We start from the raw sequence: 17081 nt of genomic DNA on the forward strand, positions 1-17081 counted from the left end.
CAAAAACCAGTATAATTATATGGAGTGAAACTGTGTCCACTCAGTGATTGGAGGTGCAGGTGATGCCAACACGAATCCCAGAGGATGTCGTAACTGAGATTAGAGAACGAGTCAATATTGTTGATGTGATATCACCTTATGTACCATTAAAAAAACAAGGTCGGAATTTGTTTGGTGTGTGTCCGTTTCATGAAGAGCGAACACCATCTTTTTCAGTTAATGAAGACAAACAAATTTTTCATTGTTTTTCATGTGGACGTGGAGGAAATGTATTCAGCTTTGTCATGGATATTGATCAAGTTTCATTTCCTCAAGCGGTCGCAAAAGTGGCCCCTTTGGCTGGTGTTGACATCGATGATAAATATCTCAATAATGAAGCAGCACAGCCTGTTGACGAAAGAACACAGGCCTTACGTGAGTTATATCAAGATGCAACAAAGTTATATCATCATTTATTAGTTAACACACAAGCCGGTGAAACGGCGCTTAATTATCTGCATGACCGTGGTTTAGATGATTCAACAATCGACGCATTCATGCTGGGGTATGCACCAGGGAATGATTTTCTACTTGATTATTTTCAGAATAAAAAAGTAGATTATCAATTGCTCCGCATCTCAGAACTATTTGTTGTTTGGGACGACGGGACATTACATGATCGGTTTGCCGATCGCGTCCTTTTCACGATTCGTGATCAGTATGGGCATCCAATTGCCTTTTCTGGTCGTCGATTAAATGCGGATGATACGCAACCTAAATATGTGAATAGTCCAGAGAGCTTATTATTTGATAAGTCGAATGAACTTTTTAATTTAGATTTGGCGCGTGATAGTATTAAAAAATCACACGATGTCATTTTGTTTGAAGGGTTCATGGATGTGATTGCCGCATTCCAAGCGGGCATTAAAAATAGTGTTGCGTCAATGGGAACGTCTTTGACGATTGATCAAGTACGCCAATTGAATCGCATCGCTGATAACATTACAATTGCGTATGACTCCGATGCCGCTGGGCAAAATGCCACGAAACGTGCCTTGGATCTGATTGAGCAAAATAGTCAAATGACACCAGTCGTTGCACATATTCCGGATAATCAAGATCCCGACGAGTATTTACGTAGTCATGATGCCGCCGCATTAAATGATGTGTTGGCGCACCATAATGAAAATCCGATTGCGTTTAATTTACGATTTCTGCGACAGGATCGTGATTTTTCAAACCAGAATGAAGTATTTGATTACATTGACCAGGCTTTGCATTTAATTGCATCCGTTGACGAAGCCGTTGTCCGTGAAAATTATTTACGGCAACTATCAGATGATTTTAATATTAGCTTTGATGCATTGACCGACCAAATTCGGCCAATGTTGATGCAACGGCAAGCAACACGTCAAACAAAACCGGTTCCGCAACAAGCAGCACCTTCGTATGCAGATGGCTTGGTTGAACCACCTGAAGCACCAGAATTTCCATTACCAGATGAGCAATTAAATCGGGTAGAGCAGGCTGAGCGCATGTTGTTAGCTTGGATGCTACGGGATAATGATGTTTGGTTAGAGGTGACGCAACAACCGGATTTCACGTTTGCGGATGTGCCATATGAAACCCTGTATATGCTCGCAACAGGTTATCGAGAGGCTCATCAATTAACAACGATAGATAATCTTAATGATTTTATGGATTATGTGCAAAAACCTGAATTAATTCGGATTTTAGCCGCCATTCAAGATATTCCAGATGAGCTGTTCGAAGATCGTACGCATGTCAAAGATTACATGCAAGTGATGATGCAAGAAGAACCACTGGAAGCCCAGATTAAGAAATTGACGCAACAATTGGCCGAAGCTAAAAGTATGCATAATGATTCAGAAATTGCACAAAAAAGTGTTGAAATCATTAAATTGCTTCGTAAGCAACAAGCATTAAGAGAACAAGGAGACCGATGATGGCAGAAAAAAAGAAGACAACCGCAAAAGAAATGTCACAAGAAGATTTTGATAAAGCTATCAAAAAGGTTATCAAAGCCCACAAGGCTGATAAGCAAATTCAAGAGGATCAATTGCAAAAGGAATTAATTACGCCTTTGGAAATGGATTCAGATCAAATTGATGAAGCTTATGATGAGATTGAATCAGCTGGTATTTCAATTGTTGACGAAAAGGGTGAGCCAACAGAACGTGCCTTGAAGAATCGTAAGACTGCCCTTTCTGAAAAGGAATTGAAGCAAGCTGCTGATGCACCAACTGGGATGAAAATTAATGACCCAGTGCGGATGTACTTGAAGGAAATTGGTCGTGTACCTTTGCTAACAGGGGACCAAGAAGTTGAGTTAGCTGAACGCATTGAACAAGGCGATGAAGAAGCTAAGCAAGAATTAGCTGAAGCGAACCTCCGTTTGGTTGTTTCAATTGCTAAGCGTTACGTTGGTCGTGGTATGCAATTCTTGGACTTGATTCAAGAAGGAAACATGGGCTTGATGAAGGCGGTTGAAAAGTTTGATTACCGTAAGGGATTCAAGTTCTCAACTTATGCCACTTGGTGGATTCGTCAAGCAATTACACGTGCCATTGCTGATCAAGCACGTACAATTCGTATTCCAGTGCACATGGTCGAAACGATTAACAAGTTGATTCGTATTCAACGTAATTTGCTTCAAGATTTGGGTCGTGAACCAACGCCTGAAGAAATTGGTGCCGAAATGGACATCAATACAGACAAGGTGCGTGATATTCTAAAGATTGCTCAAGAACCTGTTTCATTGGAAACACCAATCGGTGAAGAGGATGATTCACATTTGGGTGATTTCATTGAAGATAATGAAGCCATTTCACCTGCGGATTCAGCTGCCTATGAAATGCTTAAGGTGCAACTTGAATCCGTGCTTGATACGCTGACTGATCGCGAAGAACAAGTACTACGTTTGCGTTTTGGTTTGGACGACGGACGTACACGTACGTTGGAAGAAGTTGGAAAGGAATTTGGCGTGACACGTGAACGTATCCGTCAAATTGAAGCGAAGGCGCTACGTAAGTTACGCCATCCATCACGTTCAAAGCAATTACGTGATTTCTTAGATTAAAAGATGACTTAAAAGTCGGAGGATAATGTCTATTGTTCTTCGGCTTTTTGTTTTTTCAAAAAAATAATGGAGGCTGGGAAATATGGAAGCAACCCAGGAACAACAACGACAAAAGAAACTTAGTAATTTTAGTTTACCGTTGTTAACATCGAATTTTGCATCAGTTTTTGGTGAAGGGGTTTACCGCTTTGGCTTGAATTGGTTTTTAGTTTCAACTTATGGGAACGCCCAACTATTAGGGTGGCTAACTGGATTTGGTTTTTTTGTTTATTTACTAAATGATATGTATGTGGGGGCGGTGCTTGATCGCTTTAATCGTAAGTGGGTGTTGGTGCTATCTGATTTATTTGGTGCCATCGGAATGATCATCTTATCATTGATGATTAATCCCGCTAATCCGCAGACTTGGATTCTATTTGCCATTACTGCGGTGATGTATATTGACATATCCTATGAGTATCCTGCAGCTCGAGCGATTCTACCAGATGTCATTAAAAAATCTGGGTTAGCACGCTTCAATGCTTACGTGAGTGCGGCCTTTTCTGCCGGTCAGGCTATGGGACCACTCGTCGGTGGTATTCTGCTCCGCATGGATTGGATTAATTTACGGAGCTTTATGTTCTTATATGGTATGTTATTACTTTTGACAGCAGGGATTAATTTAGCCATCCGAACACATCCTGAAGTGATTGAGCGGGTTTCAGAGCCATTTATTCAAAGTTTGAAAAATGGATTCACTTACGTTTGGAAAATGCCAAAGCTATTTGAATCAATGCTCATTACGGTTTGGGCGAACTTTTGTTTTGAGGCCTTCATTATTTCAATGCCCTTCTTGGTGCAAAAAACGTACCACGGTACGGCAAATGAATATTCATTAGCTCTAACGGCAGCAGCAATTTCAGGAATTGTTGCGGGATTCTTGTTAGCGCACTATACCCGGTTTAATAACTTAAATACACTTTACTTGGATTTCTACGTATTGGGCTTTGCCTTTATTGTTGCGACCTTTGTGAATGTCATTTGGGCGCTGGTGATTGTGATTATTATGAATGGATTCGTTCGATCTTCATTCGTCATCAAGGTCAATACGGTACGACAAGAGGAGAGTTCATCTGAGTATCTTGGACGTGTCTTTGGGATTTCATTTTTCGCCACTGATTTATTTGCACCGATTGTAAGTATTACTTTCGGGTATAGCGTTTCTAAGTTGGGCGTTTGGACCTTACTGGTGATTGGTTTGATGATGATCACTGGAATGATTGCCATTAAAACCATTATGCGTCGGCGTTATGCAACAGCATAATTTTATAAATTATAAAAAAGATAACTGCAAAGACTGCAGTTATCTTTTTTTTCGTGTTAAAATTAGAGGAACCATTTTGTATAAATATATACTTGAGGTAATAAAAATGACACGAATTTTGGTAGTTGACGATGAACCGTCACTCGTAACGTTATTAACGTATAATTTGAAAAAAGCAGGGTATGAAGTTTATGCGCAAAATGATGGTGATGATATTTTAAACACCATCAAAGACAAGCAAATTGATTTGATATTACTTGATGTCATGTTACCTAATCAAAGCGGTGTTGAAATTACTCGCGATATTCGCGCAGCAAAAATTGATGTCCCAATTATCATGGTCACAGCATTGGATGATGAGGTTGATAAGATTTTAGGCTTAGAGATGGGTGCTGATGATTATGTAACGAAGCCATTTAGTCCACGCGAAGTGATTGCGCGGATTAAGGCGGTGTTACGTCGATTTGAGCATGGTGGTAAAACTGAACAAGATGATGGTCATATCAAAACCTATGGGGATCTGGCAATCGACTATGATAAGATGGCTGTTCAGCTATCAGGCGAAAATGTTAAGTTAACACCCAAGGAATATGAGCTACTGACGTATATGGCCCAACGTGAAGGGCGCGTGTTAGACCGTGAAACAATTTTGCACGGTGTTTGGGGTTACGATTATGGTGGTCCCGATACACGCATGGTGGACATGCATTTGTCGCATTTACGTGAAAAAGTTGAGCAAGATCCAAAGCATCCCGCAATGATTAAAACGGTGCGTGGGATGGGTTATCGATTTGAAGATCCCGGTAAAGCGGAGGACTAAGAATGAACAAACATAAAATTGGTCCGTTTATCCGCTCATTTGGCTTTTTTGCCGTTCTTTTTTTCTTCGCAACAAGTATTGCAACGCTATTTGGTAACCTCATTTCTTCAAAAGCACTGGCGTATGGTGACCTATGGGAGCTGCTGCTCTTCGTCTCAGTTGGGTTGGCGTTCATCGTGGCCATTGTTTTAGAATGGACGCGTCGTCGCCAGCAAGACCAAATAGATTTATTTATTGAAAAAATGCAAGCTATGCGCGCACAAAACGCATATGGTGGGAAAGTCTTGCTTCGTCCGGATGATCCGTTAGCACCATTAGCCAATGCAATCAATGACGTGCAAAGTTTGAATCGTTCACGGACGAAAATGTTGCAGCAACAAGCGAGTGTCTTAAATGTTCTCTTGGAAAACATGCCCATTGGGGTCTTACGTATTAAACCGAATCATGAAATTGTACAAATGAATGATCAGGCGATGTATATGTTACAGTTGCCAGATGATGTGATTGGCAAGCCTTTTGAAAATGTGTTTAAAAGCCATCAATTGCTCGCATTAGTTAATCAAGTTATCGATGACAAAGTGAGCTTACGTGAACAGATGCAAATTGATCAGTTGGACGTGGATGTCTTTGTGACTTATTATCAATTGCGTGAACGGCACGACGAAGTCATGGTCTTGCTATATGATATGACGGAATTAAAACGCCTTCAGAATATGCAAGCGGATTTTGCAGCGAATGCATCACATGAATTACGGACACCACTTTCTGCCATTATTGGCTTTGCTGATACGCTTCTGGACGGGGCCCAAGATGATCCGGATGTCCGTTCAGAATTCATTCAAATCATTCATGATCAAGCTGAACATTTGCTTGATTTAACCAATGATATTTTGACATTAGCCAAAACACCCGTACAGAATAAAGCAGTAGCCCAACTGCCCATTCGTGATATGGTTGATGAAACTTTTGCTACGCAGGCAAATGAAATTAAAAAGCTTCAACTAACGCTTCACAATAAAACAGATGCTCATATCATCTTTCAACAAAATCGAGATGATGTCCAAACGATTTTAACGAACTTAATTGTGAACGCTATTAAGTATAATCAAATGGGGGGATCAGTTACGGTCACCGCGCATGCTGATCAACGCCAGTGTTTTATTACGGTTAGTGATACCGGGATGGGGATTCCAAGTGATCAGCAAGAACGGATTTTTGAACGTTTCTACCGCCTTGATAAGTCACATAATAAGAAAATTCCGGGAACTGGATTAGGATTAGCGATTGTAAATGATCTCGTGCAATCACTTGGTGGTAATATCCATTTGGAAAGCCAAGTTGGTGTTGGGACTAAAATTACAGTGACGATCCCTAATCTCCCTATGGATAAAAGGAAGAGTAAAGAATAATGAAAAATAGTAAACCAGTTATTATCGGGGTCACTGGAGGATCAGGTTCCGGGAAGACCACAGTTAGCGAAGAAATCTTTAATCGTCTCGCTGGTGAATCAATGGTGATGCTTCCACAAGATGCGTACTACAATGATCAGAGTGATATGGATATGGACGAACGTAAGGCGGTCAACTATGATCACCCAGATGCTTTTGATACACCACTCTTGATTAAACATTTAAAGCAACTCATTGCAGGTGAGACGATTGAACGTCCCACATACAACTACGCAGAATATAACCGTTCACCCGAAACAATTACAATCGAACCAGCTGATATTATTATTGTTGAAGGTATTTTATTATTCAATAATCCGGAACTACGTGATTTATTAGATATTAAAATCTATGTGGATACTGATGACGATATTCGTTTTATTCGTCGTATGCAACGCGATGTTAATGAGCGTGGTCGTACGATTGAATCCGTGGTAGACCAATATCTAGCAACGGCCAAACCAATGTATCACCAATTTATTGAACCAACAAAGCGCTATGCTGATATTATTTTGCCTGAAGGTGGCGCAAACAAGGTTGGTATAAATATGATTGAAGCACAATTGCGTGTCATTTTAGATGCAGATTAAAAGGGGGAATTTAAATGTTGATTTCAAGTTATAACAAAGCTGGGATGGGAGACGTGCTCGTCTTATTGACGGCACCCCAAACTGGAGCAACACAAGCAGAGCAAAAGGGCGACATCGTGCGCTTAGCAAATGAAACGAACGAAACCATTGGATACAATATTTTGAATGCCAGTGAACGACTTGATTTAGGGGATGCAGTTGGTCAGATTCAATTAGATGCTGAGCAAGTGGCTATTTTAAACCAAGCTCTTACTGATGCCGGATTTACAGCAGATTTGGAAGTGGACACTGATCCTAAATTTGTTGTTGGTTATGTTGAAAGTGCTGAACCACATCCGGATTCAGATCATTTGCAAATCACAACAACTCAAATTGGTAATGGTGAAACATTGCAAATTGTTTCAGGTTCACCTAACATGCAAGCTGGCATTAAAGTTGTCGTTGCCAAGGTGGGTGCCATGATGCCTTCTGGTTTGGTTATTTGGCCAGGAGCACTTCGTGGTGTAGATTCAAACGGCATGATTGTTTCTGGTCGTGAACTTGGGTTACCAAATGCACCCCAACAACCGGGAGCATTAATTTTACCGGAAGACTTTGATGAAGTTGGTGCACCATTTGATGCAAAGGCTCCTAAAGCGCAAGCATTGTTTGAATAAGGGAGAACATGGCAATGGTAGTTAATCGACGACCGATTGTGTACTATGAAACGTTACGCCGCCAGAGTTACGCGCAACAGGTCAAAGAAATTATGGCTGCCAAAACAGCCTATATCTTATATGCTGATGATGACGTAGTCGACGATGAATCTGCTGTGATGACAGACTCAGTTAAACCTGTCGTTTTGGATCCAGTTGAAGTACTCGTCCTTGAACCACAACAGCGTGATGTGGTGCTAGATAAGGCCGAGACTGATGTAACTGATATTCCAGTGGTTGAAACAAGGCCAGCAACAGACCTAGTGGCGCAAACTCAGAATGATTTGCCTGAGGTTACGGAGACTGTTGAAGAGCCCGTGGCTCAGCCCACTTCACCAAAACCAACTGAAGCACGAACTAGTGCAGGGAATATGACCGGATTGGGGTTAAGTTTAGATTCCATTTTTGGTGAAGAAAAACAGGCAGCKGAGCATGCACAATCAAAATATTTTAAAGATTCTAAATAGAAAGATGGTTCAGCCCTATGTGTTGAACCATTTTTTTGCTATCATGGATATAAACAGATTTGAAACAAATTTTGGAGATATGACTAATCATGGATAAAGAGACAAGCTACTATTTTATTGGGATTAAGGGCTCAGGAATGAGCGCCTTAGCACGTATTTTGCATGACCAAGGGTATCAAGTGTCAGGATCTGATATTGACGAATATACCTTTACGCAAAAGCCATTGGAAGATGCAGGCATTTCAATCAAGCCATTTGATGCGGCCAACATTAAACCAGGTATGACCGTTATTCGCGGAAACGCGTTTGAAGATGACCAAGTTGAAGTGGCACAAGCTTTGAAAATGGAAGAAGCTGGAGAGGTGAAAGTGATGACTTACCCAGAAGTTGTTGAAGAATTGATTCAACAATCAACTTCTATTGGGGTTGCTGGTGCCCATGGTAAGACGTCAACAACTGGATTGTTGGCTCACGTCCTTTCAGGAATCGCGCCAACCTCATACTTAATTGGAGATGGTAGTGGTAAGGGTGTTCCAGATCCACGTTTCTTTGTCTTTGAAGCCGATGAATATCGTCGTCACTTCAAGGATTATCATCCAGATTATGCTATTATGACGAACATTGATTTTGATCACCCTGATTATTACACTGGGATTGATGATGTCCGTTCAGCCTTTGAAGAATTTGGTTCACACGTTAAGAAGGGGGTTTTTGCTTGGGGAGATGATCCTCAGTTGCGCCAACTTCACCTTGATGTGCCTATTTATTACTATGGTACCAATCCAGAAACTGATGATTTCTATGCGACAAATATTAAGCGTTCAACGAAGGGCTCAGCTTTTGATGCCTACTATCACGATGAATTCTTGGGAACATACGAAGTACCACTCTATGGTCAACACGGAGTCTTGAACTCACTTGCCGTAGTTGCCATTGCGCACTTTGAAGATATGGACAAAGACTTAGTTAAGAAGGAACTTTTGTCATTTAAGGGGGTTAAGCGTCGTTTTACTGAAAAGCAAGTCGGACCAGTGACGATTATTGATGATTACGCGCACCATCCTTCAGAAATCAAAGCAACGATTGATGCAGCGCGCCAAAAGTACCCTGATCGTGAAATTGTGGCTGTTTTCCAACCACATACATTCAGTCGTACGATTGCGTACAAGGAAGACTTTGCTAAGACCTTGGATTTGGCTGACCACGTTTACCTAACAGATATCTTTGCGTCTGCTCGTGAAAAGAAGGGTAATATTAGTTCTGAAGAATTAGGAGCTGAAATCAGCAAGTTCCGTGGCATTGTTTCACCTGAAAATGTCGCACCACTATTGGATCATGAAGACGGGGTCTTTGTCTTCATGGGTGCTGGAGATTTGCAAAATACTGAATTTGCGTTTGAAAAGCTCTTAGCAAACACACAAACAAACCTACAATAATAAGCTTAGTCTAAGTTTTTAATTGTATACTGGTTTAAAATAATTTCAAATTGGAGGAAATTATATGGATAATTATAATAACCGCCGGACCGTTAACCCGGACACCGCCGGATTAAATAAGTTTTTTGTCAAAGTCTACCAATACATGGCAATGGCTTTGCTAGTGTCATTTGTGACTGCATACATTGGGGTTAAGTTCTTTGCCCCACAAATCACAGCGATTTTTACAAACCCAATCATGTCATTGGTTATGTTTGCCGTAATGATTGGATTTGTGTATCTGTTCTCTAAGCGTGTTTACTCAAATCCCGGAGCTGCATTTGGAATGTTGATGGGATACGCTGTCTTAAATGGTGCAACGTTTGCCGTAATTGGATTGTCATTCCACGTTGCAACAATTGGGATGGCCCTTGCTGGTGCCACAGCCTTGTTCGTCGGAATGGCCATTTACGGATATGCAACTAAACGTTCACTTGCTTCATGGCGCGGTATCCTATTTGGGGCCATGATTGCCTTGATTATTGTGGGACTATTGAACATTTTCTTCTTCAATAGCTTGGTTTACCTCGTCACCGCAGTCATTGGGGTCATTGTTTTCGCGGCTATGACGGCTTACGATATGAATACATTAAAGTCAATGTACTTCCAGTTCAGCGAAAGTGGTGCTGGTGCGACTGCTGAACAAGGGTTGGCTGTATCAGGTGCTTTGAACTTGTACCTTGATTTTGTCAATATTTTCTTGTACTTACTACAAATTTTTGGTCTTGGTGGCAGCAGCAACGACTAAATTTAAAGAATTGGGACGTCCTATTTATGATAGGGCGTCTTTTCTGTTATGATAAGAGTAGAAGAAATGCGGCGAGCAGATGTTGCTGAAAGAGAGATATTTATGGCTAGACCAACATTATTACTAATCGATGGAAATTCACTGGCATTTCGTGCCTTTTACGCCATGATTAATCAAGTCGATCGCTTTGTGAACAGCGAAGGCTTACATACCAATGCCTTAGTGGCATTCAATAATTTTTTAGATGGTATCGTTGAACCATTTAACCCTGATAGTGCACTTGTCGCTTGGGATGCTGGAAAGACGACATTCAGAACGGGTAAGCTTGATTCCTATAAAGGAAATCGTGATAAAACGCCATCTGAATTAACAGAACAATTTCCATACTTACGTGAAATGGTTACCTTACATGGCATTTATAGCTATGAGCTACCTAATTACGAAGCTGATGATATTATCGGAACGACTGCTAAAGAAGGCCAGGCAGCTGGTTACGATGTTACTATCGTTACCGGTGATCGCGATATGTTGCAACTCGTAGATGAACACGTTGAAGTTTGGATTACAAAAAAGGGTGTATCAGAACTTGAACATAACGATTTGGCAATGGTTGCCGAAAAATATGATGGGTTAACACCAGCACAAATTGTTGATGTTAAAGGATTACAAGGTGACACATCTGATAACTACCCTGGTGTTGCCGGGATTGGTCCTAAAACCGCCATTAAGCTCATCAAAGAATATGGATCAATTCAAGGTCTCTATGATCACATTGATGAGTTGAAGGCCAACAAACAAAAAGAAAAATTAGTTAACGGAAAAGAAGACGCATTTATGTCACGTGATTTGGCGCGGATTCGGACCGATGCACCTGTGACGTTCTCATTGGATGACTTAAAGTATAAGGGACCAGATTACCAAGGACTCATCAAGTTCTATCAAAAGTTGGACTTTCGTCAACAATTGGCAAAATTGGCCAACCAAGGTCATATTGCCGGTCAACCGGATCCAAGTGCTGATGGTGAGCAAACTGATCAACCGCAAGCAAACAAACAAAAGCCAATTCAATTGCATCCGATGTTACTCGAAGATGTTGCTAATCTACCTCATTTTAGTGATGAAATCAGCGTTTATATTGAGTTAGATGATAAAGACTATCACCTGGGTGTTCCCGTTGGCTTTGTACTTGGGAATGAGACAGATGGGTATGTCGTGAGTCGTGATCTTGATTTACTATTAAGTGATCCAGTGAAGCAATTGCTTGAAAATAGTGACATTGCTAAACATGTGTTTGATGCTAAATCAATTTTCGTGGTACTTGAACGCTACGGCATTACCTTAGCGGGTGTGACTGATGATGTTTTGTTGATGTCTTACCTTGTTGATACGAATGATAATAGTAACGACTTAGGGGCCTTGGCCCAACAAAATGATTACTTTGATGTCCAAACTGATGAATCTGTTTATGGTAAGGGTGCCAAGTATGCAATTCCTGAAGATGATGATGTTTTCTTCAATCATTTAGGACAAAAAGCACGTGCACTGAACGTGCTACCTAAACAACTTTTGTCACAACTAGAGGAACGTGAACAAACTGATCTTTATAAAACCATGGAATTGCCATTGTCATTTGTATTAGCTGATATGGAAATCAATGGTATCAAGGTTGATAGTCAGCAGTTACTCGCAATGGGCACTGAATTGACCCAGCGTTTGCACGAACTCGAACAATCCATTTATGCTGAAGCTGGTCATGAATTCAACATTCAATCACCAAAGCAATTAGGCGTTGTCTTGTTTGAAGAGATGGGTTACAAGCCAATTAAGAAGACGAAGACTGGTTATTCAACGAGTGTTGATGTGCTAGAACAAATGAAAGATGTACCGATTGTGGCTGATATTTTAGAGTATCGTAAGTTATCTAAGATTAAAGCTACCTATGTTGATGGGTTGTTACGTGTGATTCACGGTTCTGACTCTAAGGTGCATACACATTACATTCAAACTTTGGCACAAACTGGGCGACTATCTTCAACAGATCCGAACTTACAAAATATCCCAGCTCGTACAGAAGAAGGTCGTTTGATTCGGAAGGCGTTTATTCCAAGTGAGCCGGACTGGTATATTGTGAGTTCCGATTATTCACAAATTGAGTTACGTGTGCTTGCGCATATTTCTGGGGATAAGAATATGCAAGCTGCGTTCAATGCTGATGAAGATATTCACGCGGATACAGCTCGTCGTATTTTCCATCTAGCCCCAGATGCAGAAATTGATCCAAATATGCGTCGTAAGGCGAAAGCGGTTAACTTTGGAATTGTCTACGGTATTTCCGACTTTGGGTTAGCCAATAATATTGGCGTGAGTCGTAAGGAAGCAAAAGAAATCATTGATACGTATTTCCAAGAATATCCAGGTATTAAAAAATGGTCCGAAGATATTATTGAATTTGCGCGTGAACATGGTTACGTCGAAACTTTGGCACACCGTCGTCGTTATTTACCAGACATCCATGCCAAAAACTTCAATGTACGTAGTTTTGCTGAGCGTACGGCTATGAACACACCGATCCAAGGTTCTGCAGCTGACATTATTAAAATTGCGATGTTGCATGTCCAGAAGGCTTTGAAGGATGCGGGGATGCAGACACGTATGTTGTTACAAGTACACGATGAATTAATCTTTGAAGTTCCTGAAAATGAATTGGAACAAGTGCATGCCATGATCCCAAAGATCATGGATTCAGCCATGCAATTAGATGTTCCACTTAAAGTGTCAACCCATGAGGGTAAGTCTTGGTACGATGCCAAGTAATAAAAAAACGTTCAAGAGCCGAGGCTCCTGAACGTTTTTTAGTTTAGTGGTTGTGGTTGAAGCACTTCAACTTCAACCACATTTTCAGTATCCGCTTTATCTTTGTTTGAGAGGGCGATAATTTCTTGATCAATGCGTTCACGTTCTTTAATCAATAGTGACTTATTGTTTTCCATTGAAGCACTAATGTTAGTTAGATGAACGGCTTTGTTATCTAAGATGGATTCACGCAATTTAGATGTCTCAACTAATGCACGGTACTTTTGGCGTAGTCGGAAATATAGAATGGCAAGAATGAATACAATCAATAGTAAAATAGCAATAATAATTTTAAGCATAGATGTTTCTCCAATAATTTAGGATACTTTCAATTATACATGATATTGGGCACTGCTTTAAACATTTTATTTAATTTGAAAAAATTCAACTGAGGGTGTATCCTTGCCTATATTGATACTTACTATTTCAAAGAAAGTGACAGAGGTAAAAAAATGACAAAAGAAATTCTAATCGTAGGGGCTTCGGGCCGTGTTGGACAGCGGTTGATGCACATTTTACAAGAAAATGATGCCTATCATGTGGTGGGAACATCAAGTCACCCAGCAACAGATTCACAATTAGTTCAACTGGATTTACATGGTGATTTTGAAGCTATCCATGAAGTTATCGCACCATTCGACATTGTTTTCTTTACGGCTGGTTCTCGTGGTAAAGATCTCTTACAAGTTGATTTAAATGGTAATGTAAAAGTAGCTCGTGCCGCTGAACAAGTTGGCGTGGAACGCTTTATTCAACTTAGCGCGGTAAATGCCTTAAACCAACGGAATTGGGTAACACCAAAAGCCGGGGACTTAACGGATTACCATATTGCCCGTTATTACGCCGATCAAGCAACGACTCAAACTAACTTGGCCTATACGATTGTGCAGGCTGGATCTCTTTTGGAGAACGAAGCAACGCACCTCATTCAGGCTTATCCGATTAGTCAAACGGGACAACGTCTAACCATGTCGGATGGGGTAAATCAAGGCAATACCTTAGATGATGTTGCACAAGTCTTGGCAGAGACATTGCATCATCCAAATTTGGCGCAGAAAGTTATTGAAATTGAGAACGGGACTGAGTCAATTGGGGATGCACTGGCGCAGATTTAATGAATCATTTTTTTATTTGAATGTCCTCCGTATATGACCTGAAATCGATTATATTAAGGCTTGCAATAAAGTTGAAATCTGCTATAATAATAGATTAATAGTAGCAGGTATGCAGTGACTGAACGTATAAAAATCACTTTGCATTCATATATTGTATACAATATATAAAAGTTGGAAGCAAGCTAAAGAAGGAGGAGAACACATGAATAAAGTATCAAAATGGTTTCGACTAAAAACGTTGCAACGCGAACATGCACGTGTGCAAATGAAGTTGAACCAAATCTATTCAACAAAGAGTCGTAGTACTGACTTTTTAGAACGTCAAAAGAATTTACGTCGTCGATTACGCACAATTGAAGAGCGTATGGATCAATTGAAGCAACAATAAAGCTGATGGCCTAAGCCATCAGCTTTTTTTGTAACGTTTGAATGACAAACGCTTGTGAACTATTTAAAAATGAGCTAAATAGGACTATAATTAAATTCTAATGGAGTACAATGTTTATTTTAATTTTAACGCAATGATGGATTACGTTAAGAATCTGTTGTTTTAGAATTTTAATGGGAAAGTGGGTAAGAAGTATGTTAGGTCAAGTAGGCGATTATCATTTTAACAAGACGACACACAATAATTTAAAAGTCCATGTTGATGTGGCTGGGGATCCTGAGCAAAAAGCTGCTGAAGAAGAGGCTGGTTTTCACGTTTCACAAAGTCTACGGTTACACCAAAGTTATGAAGAACGTTATAAGCGCTTTGCCAAAATGATGGAGGCAAAAAAGCCACTCGATGAGATTGCCAAAGAGCTAGATTTATCTGAAATTACCTTGCATAGCCAACGCTACATGCAACGCTATACGAAGCACGAAAAGTAACTCCTATTGTAAATGGGAGGTTGAACACTATGAATCCAACCGTTGCAGAATATTGGGCAACGTTCCGCAAAAAAAATCAGATTGAAACGTCCGAGCCTTATGAAGTTTTTGGATTTGGGCTTACACCAACAGTCATCGATGAATTAGCCGATTTAGTTGTAGCAGACAAAAAGATTGGAACAACAAGTGCGGTTAGTTTATATGACGACGATGAACCCAAGCCGTATGTCGGTGCATTCTCAATTGTCTTAAATAGCGCTGAACAACCTATGGCCGTGATTGAAACAACTCAAGTGGAACAACTCCGCTTTGATGATGTGACAGAAGCGCAAGCGCGTCTGGAAGGTGAGGGTGATTTATCTTTAGGCTATTGGCGCCAAGTACATGAAGAAGTGTTTGAAACACTCTTTCAAAGTGAATTAGGGCGTTCTTTTACCGGCGATGAGCTAGTTATTTTTGAAACGTTTAAGCGCGTGTACTGAAGGAGTAATCATGAATCCTGCCGATGTGCTAATCATTATTGACATGCAAAATGGGATTTGCCGTCAAAATGAGTTAGAAAGTTTAGATTTAACGCATTTAATTCAACAGATTAATGATCGGGTTCAGGTCTATCGTACATTGAAGCAGCCCATTATTTGGATCCAGCATCACGATGATTCAATTCAGCGTGAAACAGTAGCTTGGAACTTTTTACCAGAATTAGAGGTTAATCGTACTATCGATATTATCATAGAGAAAGACCATCCGGATAGTTTCCATAACACCCGTTTAACGGCACAGCTGAACCAATTGGAGGCACAGCGTCTCGAAATCTGTGGTGCTCAAGTGGAATTTTGTGTAGATACAACGATTAAAGCTGCTTTCGACCGCGGTTACCAGCTTTTCATGTATCCGAATATGACAACCACTTGGGATAATGCTTGGATGTCCGCTAAACAGACACAAAAGTTTTATGAAAACATTTGGCAAAATACTTTTGTATCTGGTCTCGCGTAAGCGAACACGAGTCAAAAAATTATTGCAATCAAAAAAGCCCCAGTTTGATGAAAATCAGGCTGGGGTATTTTTTATGATGACAGAATGGGTTGTGGCTGATTGGGAAGGTCACTGATTTGTTTTTCCATCCACACCGTGTCTAACCAGTGGCCGAATTTATAGCCACTATTTTTAAAGCGACCGACTGTTTTATAACCTTGCTTATGATGAAAAGCTATGCTTGAAGCATTTTCTGCGGTAATACAGGCAAAGCAATTCACGATATTTTGTTGCATGAGTTTTTGTTCTAATACTTGATAAAGCTTTTTTCCGACATGCTGACCCCGTGCATCTTTCGCAAGATAAATGGTTGTTTCGACGCTCCATTGATAAGCTAAACGCGAATTATAGGCGTGCGCATAACAATACCCTAAGAGCGCGCCTTGCTCATTTTCGACGACGAGGTATGGGTAAGTTTTTTGAATATCCAAAAATTGTTGGGTAAAGTCTACCAAAGTTGGTACTGTCTCATCAAAAGTGGCCGTGGAATCAGTTACAAAAGGGGCATAGATTTGCAGCAGGGTTGGGAGGTCAGCTAATTGGGCCGACCGAATGTTAAAAGTCATAAAATACCTCG

General features: G+C 40.5%; 18 protein-coding genes. 16 read left to right on the plus strand and 2 right to left on the minus strand.

Annotation, left to right across the window (positions count from 1 at the left end; translation table 11 throughout):
* Nucleotides 1-62 precede the first annotated feature (62 nt).
* From dnaG to polA, 11 genes are all read left to right on the plus strand, one after another.
* Nucleotides 63-1946 carry a DNA primase gene (gene dnaG / locus D3P96_RS03095; RefSeq protein WP_124942936.1) on the plus strand — a complete coding sequence of 628 codons (1884 nt, stop codon included), beginning with the start codon at nucleotides 63-65 and terminating at the stop codon, nucleotides 1944-1946.
* Nucleotides 1946-3079 (plus strand): RNA polymerase sigma factor RpoD, encoded by a 1134-nt coding sequence (gene rpoD, locus D3P96_RS03100; protein WP_124942937.1) that lies wholly within the window; start codon nucleotides 1946-1948, stop codon nucleotides 3077-3079. Before dnaG ends, rpoD begins: the two co-directional genes overlap by 1 nt.
* A gap of 82 nt (nucleotides 3080-3161) precedes the next feature.
* Nucleotides 3162-4382: an MFS transporter gene (locus D3P96_RS03105; protein ID WP_124942938.1), complete on the plus strand. Its 1221-nt coding sequence runs from the start codon at nucleotides 3162-3164 to the stop codon at nucleotides 4380-4382.
* Between the two features lie 106 nt (nucleotides 4383-4488).
* Nucleotides 4489-5202, plus strand: coding sequence for a response regulator transcription factor (locus tag D3P96_RS03110; protein ID WP_124942939.1), 714 nt, complete (start codon nucleotides 4489-4491; stop codon nucleotides 5200-5202).
* Between the two features lie 2 nt (nucleotides 5203-5204).
* Nucleotides 5205-6611, plus strand: coding sequence for a sensor histidine kinase (locus D3P96_RS03115; RefSeq protein WP_124942940.1), 1407 nt, complete (start codon nucleotides 5205-5207; stop codon nucleotides 6609-6611).
* Nucleotides 6611-7240 carry a uridine kinase gene (gene udk, locus D3P96_RS03120; protein ID WP_124942941.1) on the plus strand — a complete coding sequence of 210 codons (630 nt, stop codon included), beginning with the start codon at nucleotides 6611-6613 and terminating at the stop codon, nucleotides 7238-7240. The genes D3P96_RS03115 and udk overlap by 1 nt, the downstream gene beginning before the upstream one ends.
* Before the next feature lie 14 nt (nucleotides 7241-7254).
* On the plus strand, nucleotides 7255-7896 hold the full coding sequence (ytpR, locus tag D3P96_RS03125; protein ID WP_124942942.1) for a YtpR family tRNA-binding protein: 642 nt from the start codon (nucleotides 7255-7257) through the stop codon (nucleotides 7894-7896).
* Nucleotides 7897-7910: 14 nt separating this feature from the next.
* Nucleotides 7911-8402, plus strand: coding sequence for a hypothetical protein (locus D3P96_RS03130; protein ID WP_124942943.1), 492 nt, complete (start codon nucleotides 7911-7913; stop codon nucleotides 8400-8402).
* A gap of 89 nt (nucleotides 8403-8491) precedes the next feature.
* Nucleotides 8492-9838 (plus strand): UDP-N-acetylmuramate--L-alanine ligase, encoded by a 1347-nt coding sequence (gene murC / locus D3P96_RS03135; protein WP_124942944.1) that lies wholly within the window; start codon nucleotides 8492-8494, stop codon nucleotides 9836-9838.
* Nucleotides 9839-9902: 64 nt separating this feature from the next.
* Entirely contained in the window at nucleotides 9903-10625 is a 723-nt protein-coding gene (locus D3P96_RS03140) for a Bax inhibitor-1/YccA family protein (protein ID WP_124942945.1), read from the plus strand.
* 102 nt (nucleotides 10626-10727) lie between these two features.
* On the plus strand, nucleotides 10728-13439 hold the full coding sequence (gene polA, locus D3P96_RS03145; protein WP_124942946.1) for a DNA polymerase I: 2712 nt from the start codon (nucleotides 10728-10730) through the stop codon (nucleotides 13437-13439).
* 38 nt (nucleotides 13440-13477) lie between these two features.
* On the opposite strand, the gene D3P96_RS03150 is transcribed toward polA, so the two are convergent.
* A complete protein-coding gene (locus D3P96_RS03150) occupies nucleotides 13478-13777 on the minus strand; it encodes a hypothetical protein (protein WP_124942947.1) in 300 nt (99 codons plus the stop codon).
* Between the two features lie 153 nt (nucleotides 13778-13930).
* Between D3P96_RS03150 and D3P96_RS03155 the strand changes: the two genes are divergently transcribed.
* The 5 genes from D3P96_RS03155 (at nucleotide 13931) to D3P96_RS03175 (ending at nucleotide 16465) form a co-directional block, all read left to right on the plus strand.
* Nucleotides 13931-14593 (plus strand): NAD(P)H-binding protein, encoded by a 663-nt coding sequence (locus tag D3P96_RS03155; RefSeq protein ID WP_124942948.1) that lies wholly within the window; start codon nucleotides 13931-13933, stop codon nucleotides 14591-14593.
* 202 nt (nucleotides 14594-14795) lie between these two features.
* Nucleotides 14796-14981 (plus strand): hypothetical protein, encoded by a 186-nt coding sequence (locus tag D3P96_RS03160; protein WP_124942949.1) that lies wholly within the window; start codon nucleotides 14796-14798, stop codon nucleotides 14979-14981.
* 194 nt (nucleotides 14982-15175) lie between these two features.
* Nucleotides 15176-15466 carry a hypothetical protein gene (locus D3P96_RS03165; protein WP_057743470.1) on the plus strand — a complete coding sequence of 97 codons (291 nt, stop codon included), beginning with the start codon at nucleotides 15176-15178 and terminating at the stop codon, nucleotides 15464-15466.
* A gap of 29 nt (nucleotides 15467-15495) precedes the next feature.
* Entirely contained in the window at nucleotides 15496-15948 is a 453-nt protein-coding gene (locus D3P96_RS03170) for an ASCH domain-containing protein (protein WP_124942950.1), read from the plus strand.
* Nucleotides 15949-15958: 10 nt separating this feature from the next.
* Nucleotides 15959-16465: an isochorismatase family protein gene (locus D3P96_RS03175; RefSeq protein WP_124942951.1), complete on the plus strand. Its 507-nt coding sequence runs from the start codon at nucleotides 15959-15961 to the stop codon at nucleotides 16463-16465.
* Between the two features lie 71 nt (nucleotides 16466-16536).
* On the opposite strand, the gene D3P96_RS03180 is transcribed toward D3P96_RS03175, so the two are convergent.
* Nucleotides 16537-17070: a GNAT family N-acetyltransferase gene (locus D3P96_RS03180; RefSeq protein WP_124942952.1), complete on the minus strand. Its 534-nt coding sequence runs from the start codon at nucleotides 17068-17070 to the stop codon at nucleotides 16537-16539.
* Between the last annotated feature and the right edge of the window lie 11 nt (nucleotides 17071-17081).

This window comes from Weissella viridescens, from assembly GCF_003862435.1.
Lineage (GTDB): Bacteria > Bacillota > Bacilli > Lactobacillales > Lactobacillaceae > Weissella > Weissella viridescens_A.

What these genes read in the sequence shown, in the direction of transcription:
- D3P96_RS03165 (WP_057743470.1), top strand. Translation starts at nt 15,176, where the DNA reads ATGTTAGGTCAAGTAGGCGATTATCATTTTAACAAGACGACACACAAT.
- D3P96_RS03105 (WP_124942938.1), top strand. Translation starts at nt 3,162, where the DNA reads ATGGAAGCAACCCAGGAACAACAACGACAAAAGAAACTTAGTAATTTT.
- D3P96_RS03140 (WP_124942945.1), top strand. Translation starts at nt 9,903, where the DNA reads ATGGATAATTATAATAACCGCCGGACCGTTAACCCGGACACCGCCGGA.
- rpoD (WP_124942937.1), top strand. Translation starts at nt 1,946, where the DNA reads ATGGCAGAAAAAAAGAAGACAACCGCAAAAGAAATGTCACAAGAAGAT.
- polA (WP_124942946.1), top strand. Translation starts at nt 10,728, where the DNA reads ATGGCTAGACCAACATTATTACTAATCGATGGAAATTCACTGGCATTT.
- D3P96_RS03160 (WP_124942949.1), top strand. Translation starts at nt 14,796, where the DNA reads ATGAATAAAGTATCAAAATGGTTTCGACTAAAAACGTTGCAACGCGAA.
- D3P96_RS03110 (WP_124942939.1), top strand. Translation starts at nt 4,489, where the DNA reads ATGACACGAATTTTGGTAGTTGACGATGAACCGTCACTCGTAACGTTA.
- D3P96_RS03115 (WP_124942940.1), top strand. Translation starts at nt 5,205, where the DNA reads ATGAACAAACATAAAATTGGTCCGTTTATCCGCTCATTTGGCTTTTTT.
- D3P96_RS03150 (WP_124942947.1), bottom strand. Translation starts at nt 13,777, where the DNA reads ATGCTTAAAATTATTATTGCTATTTTACTATTGATTGTATTCATTCTT.
- udk (WP_124942941.1), top strand. Translation starts at nt 6,611, where the DNA reads ATGAAAAATAGTAAACCAGTTATTATCGGGGTCACTGGAGGATCAGGT.
- D3P96_RS03155 (WP_124942948.1), top strand. Translation starts at nt 13,931, where the DNA reads ATGACAAAAGAAATTCTAATCGTAGGGGCTTCGGGCCGTGTTGGACAG.
- ytpR (WP_124942942.1), top strand. Translation starts at nt 7,255, where the DNA reads ATGTTGATTTCAAGTTATAACAAAGCTGGGATGGGAGACGTGCTCGTC.
- D3P96_RS03180 (WP_124942952.1), bottom strand. Translation starts at nt 17,070, where the DNA reads ATGACTTTTAACATTCGGTCGGCCCAATTAGCTGACCTCCCAACCCTG.
- murC (WP_124942944.1), top strand. Translation starts at nt 8,492, where the DNA reads ATGGATAAAGAGACAAGCTACTATTTTATTGGGATTAAGGGCTCAGGA.
- D3P96_RS03175 (WP_124942951.1), top strand. Translation starts at nt 15,959, where the DNA reads ATGAATCCTGCCGATGTGCTAATCATTATTGACATGCAAAATGGGATT.
- dnaG (WP_124942936.1), top strand. Translation starts at nt 63, where the DNA reads ATGCCAACACGAATCCCAGAGGATGTCGTAACTGAGATTAGAGAACGA.
- D3P96_RS03170 (WP_124942950.1), top strand. Translation starts at nt 15,496, where the DNA reads ATGAATCCAACCGTTGCAGAATATTGGGCAACGTTCCGCAAAAAAAAT.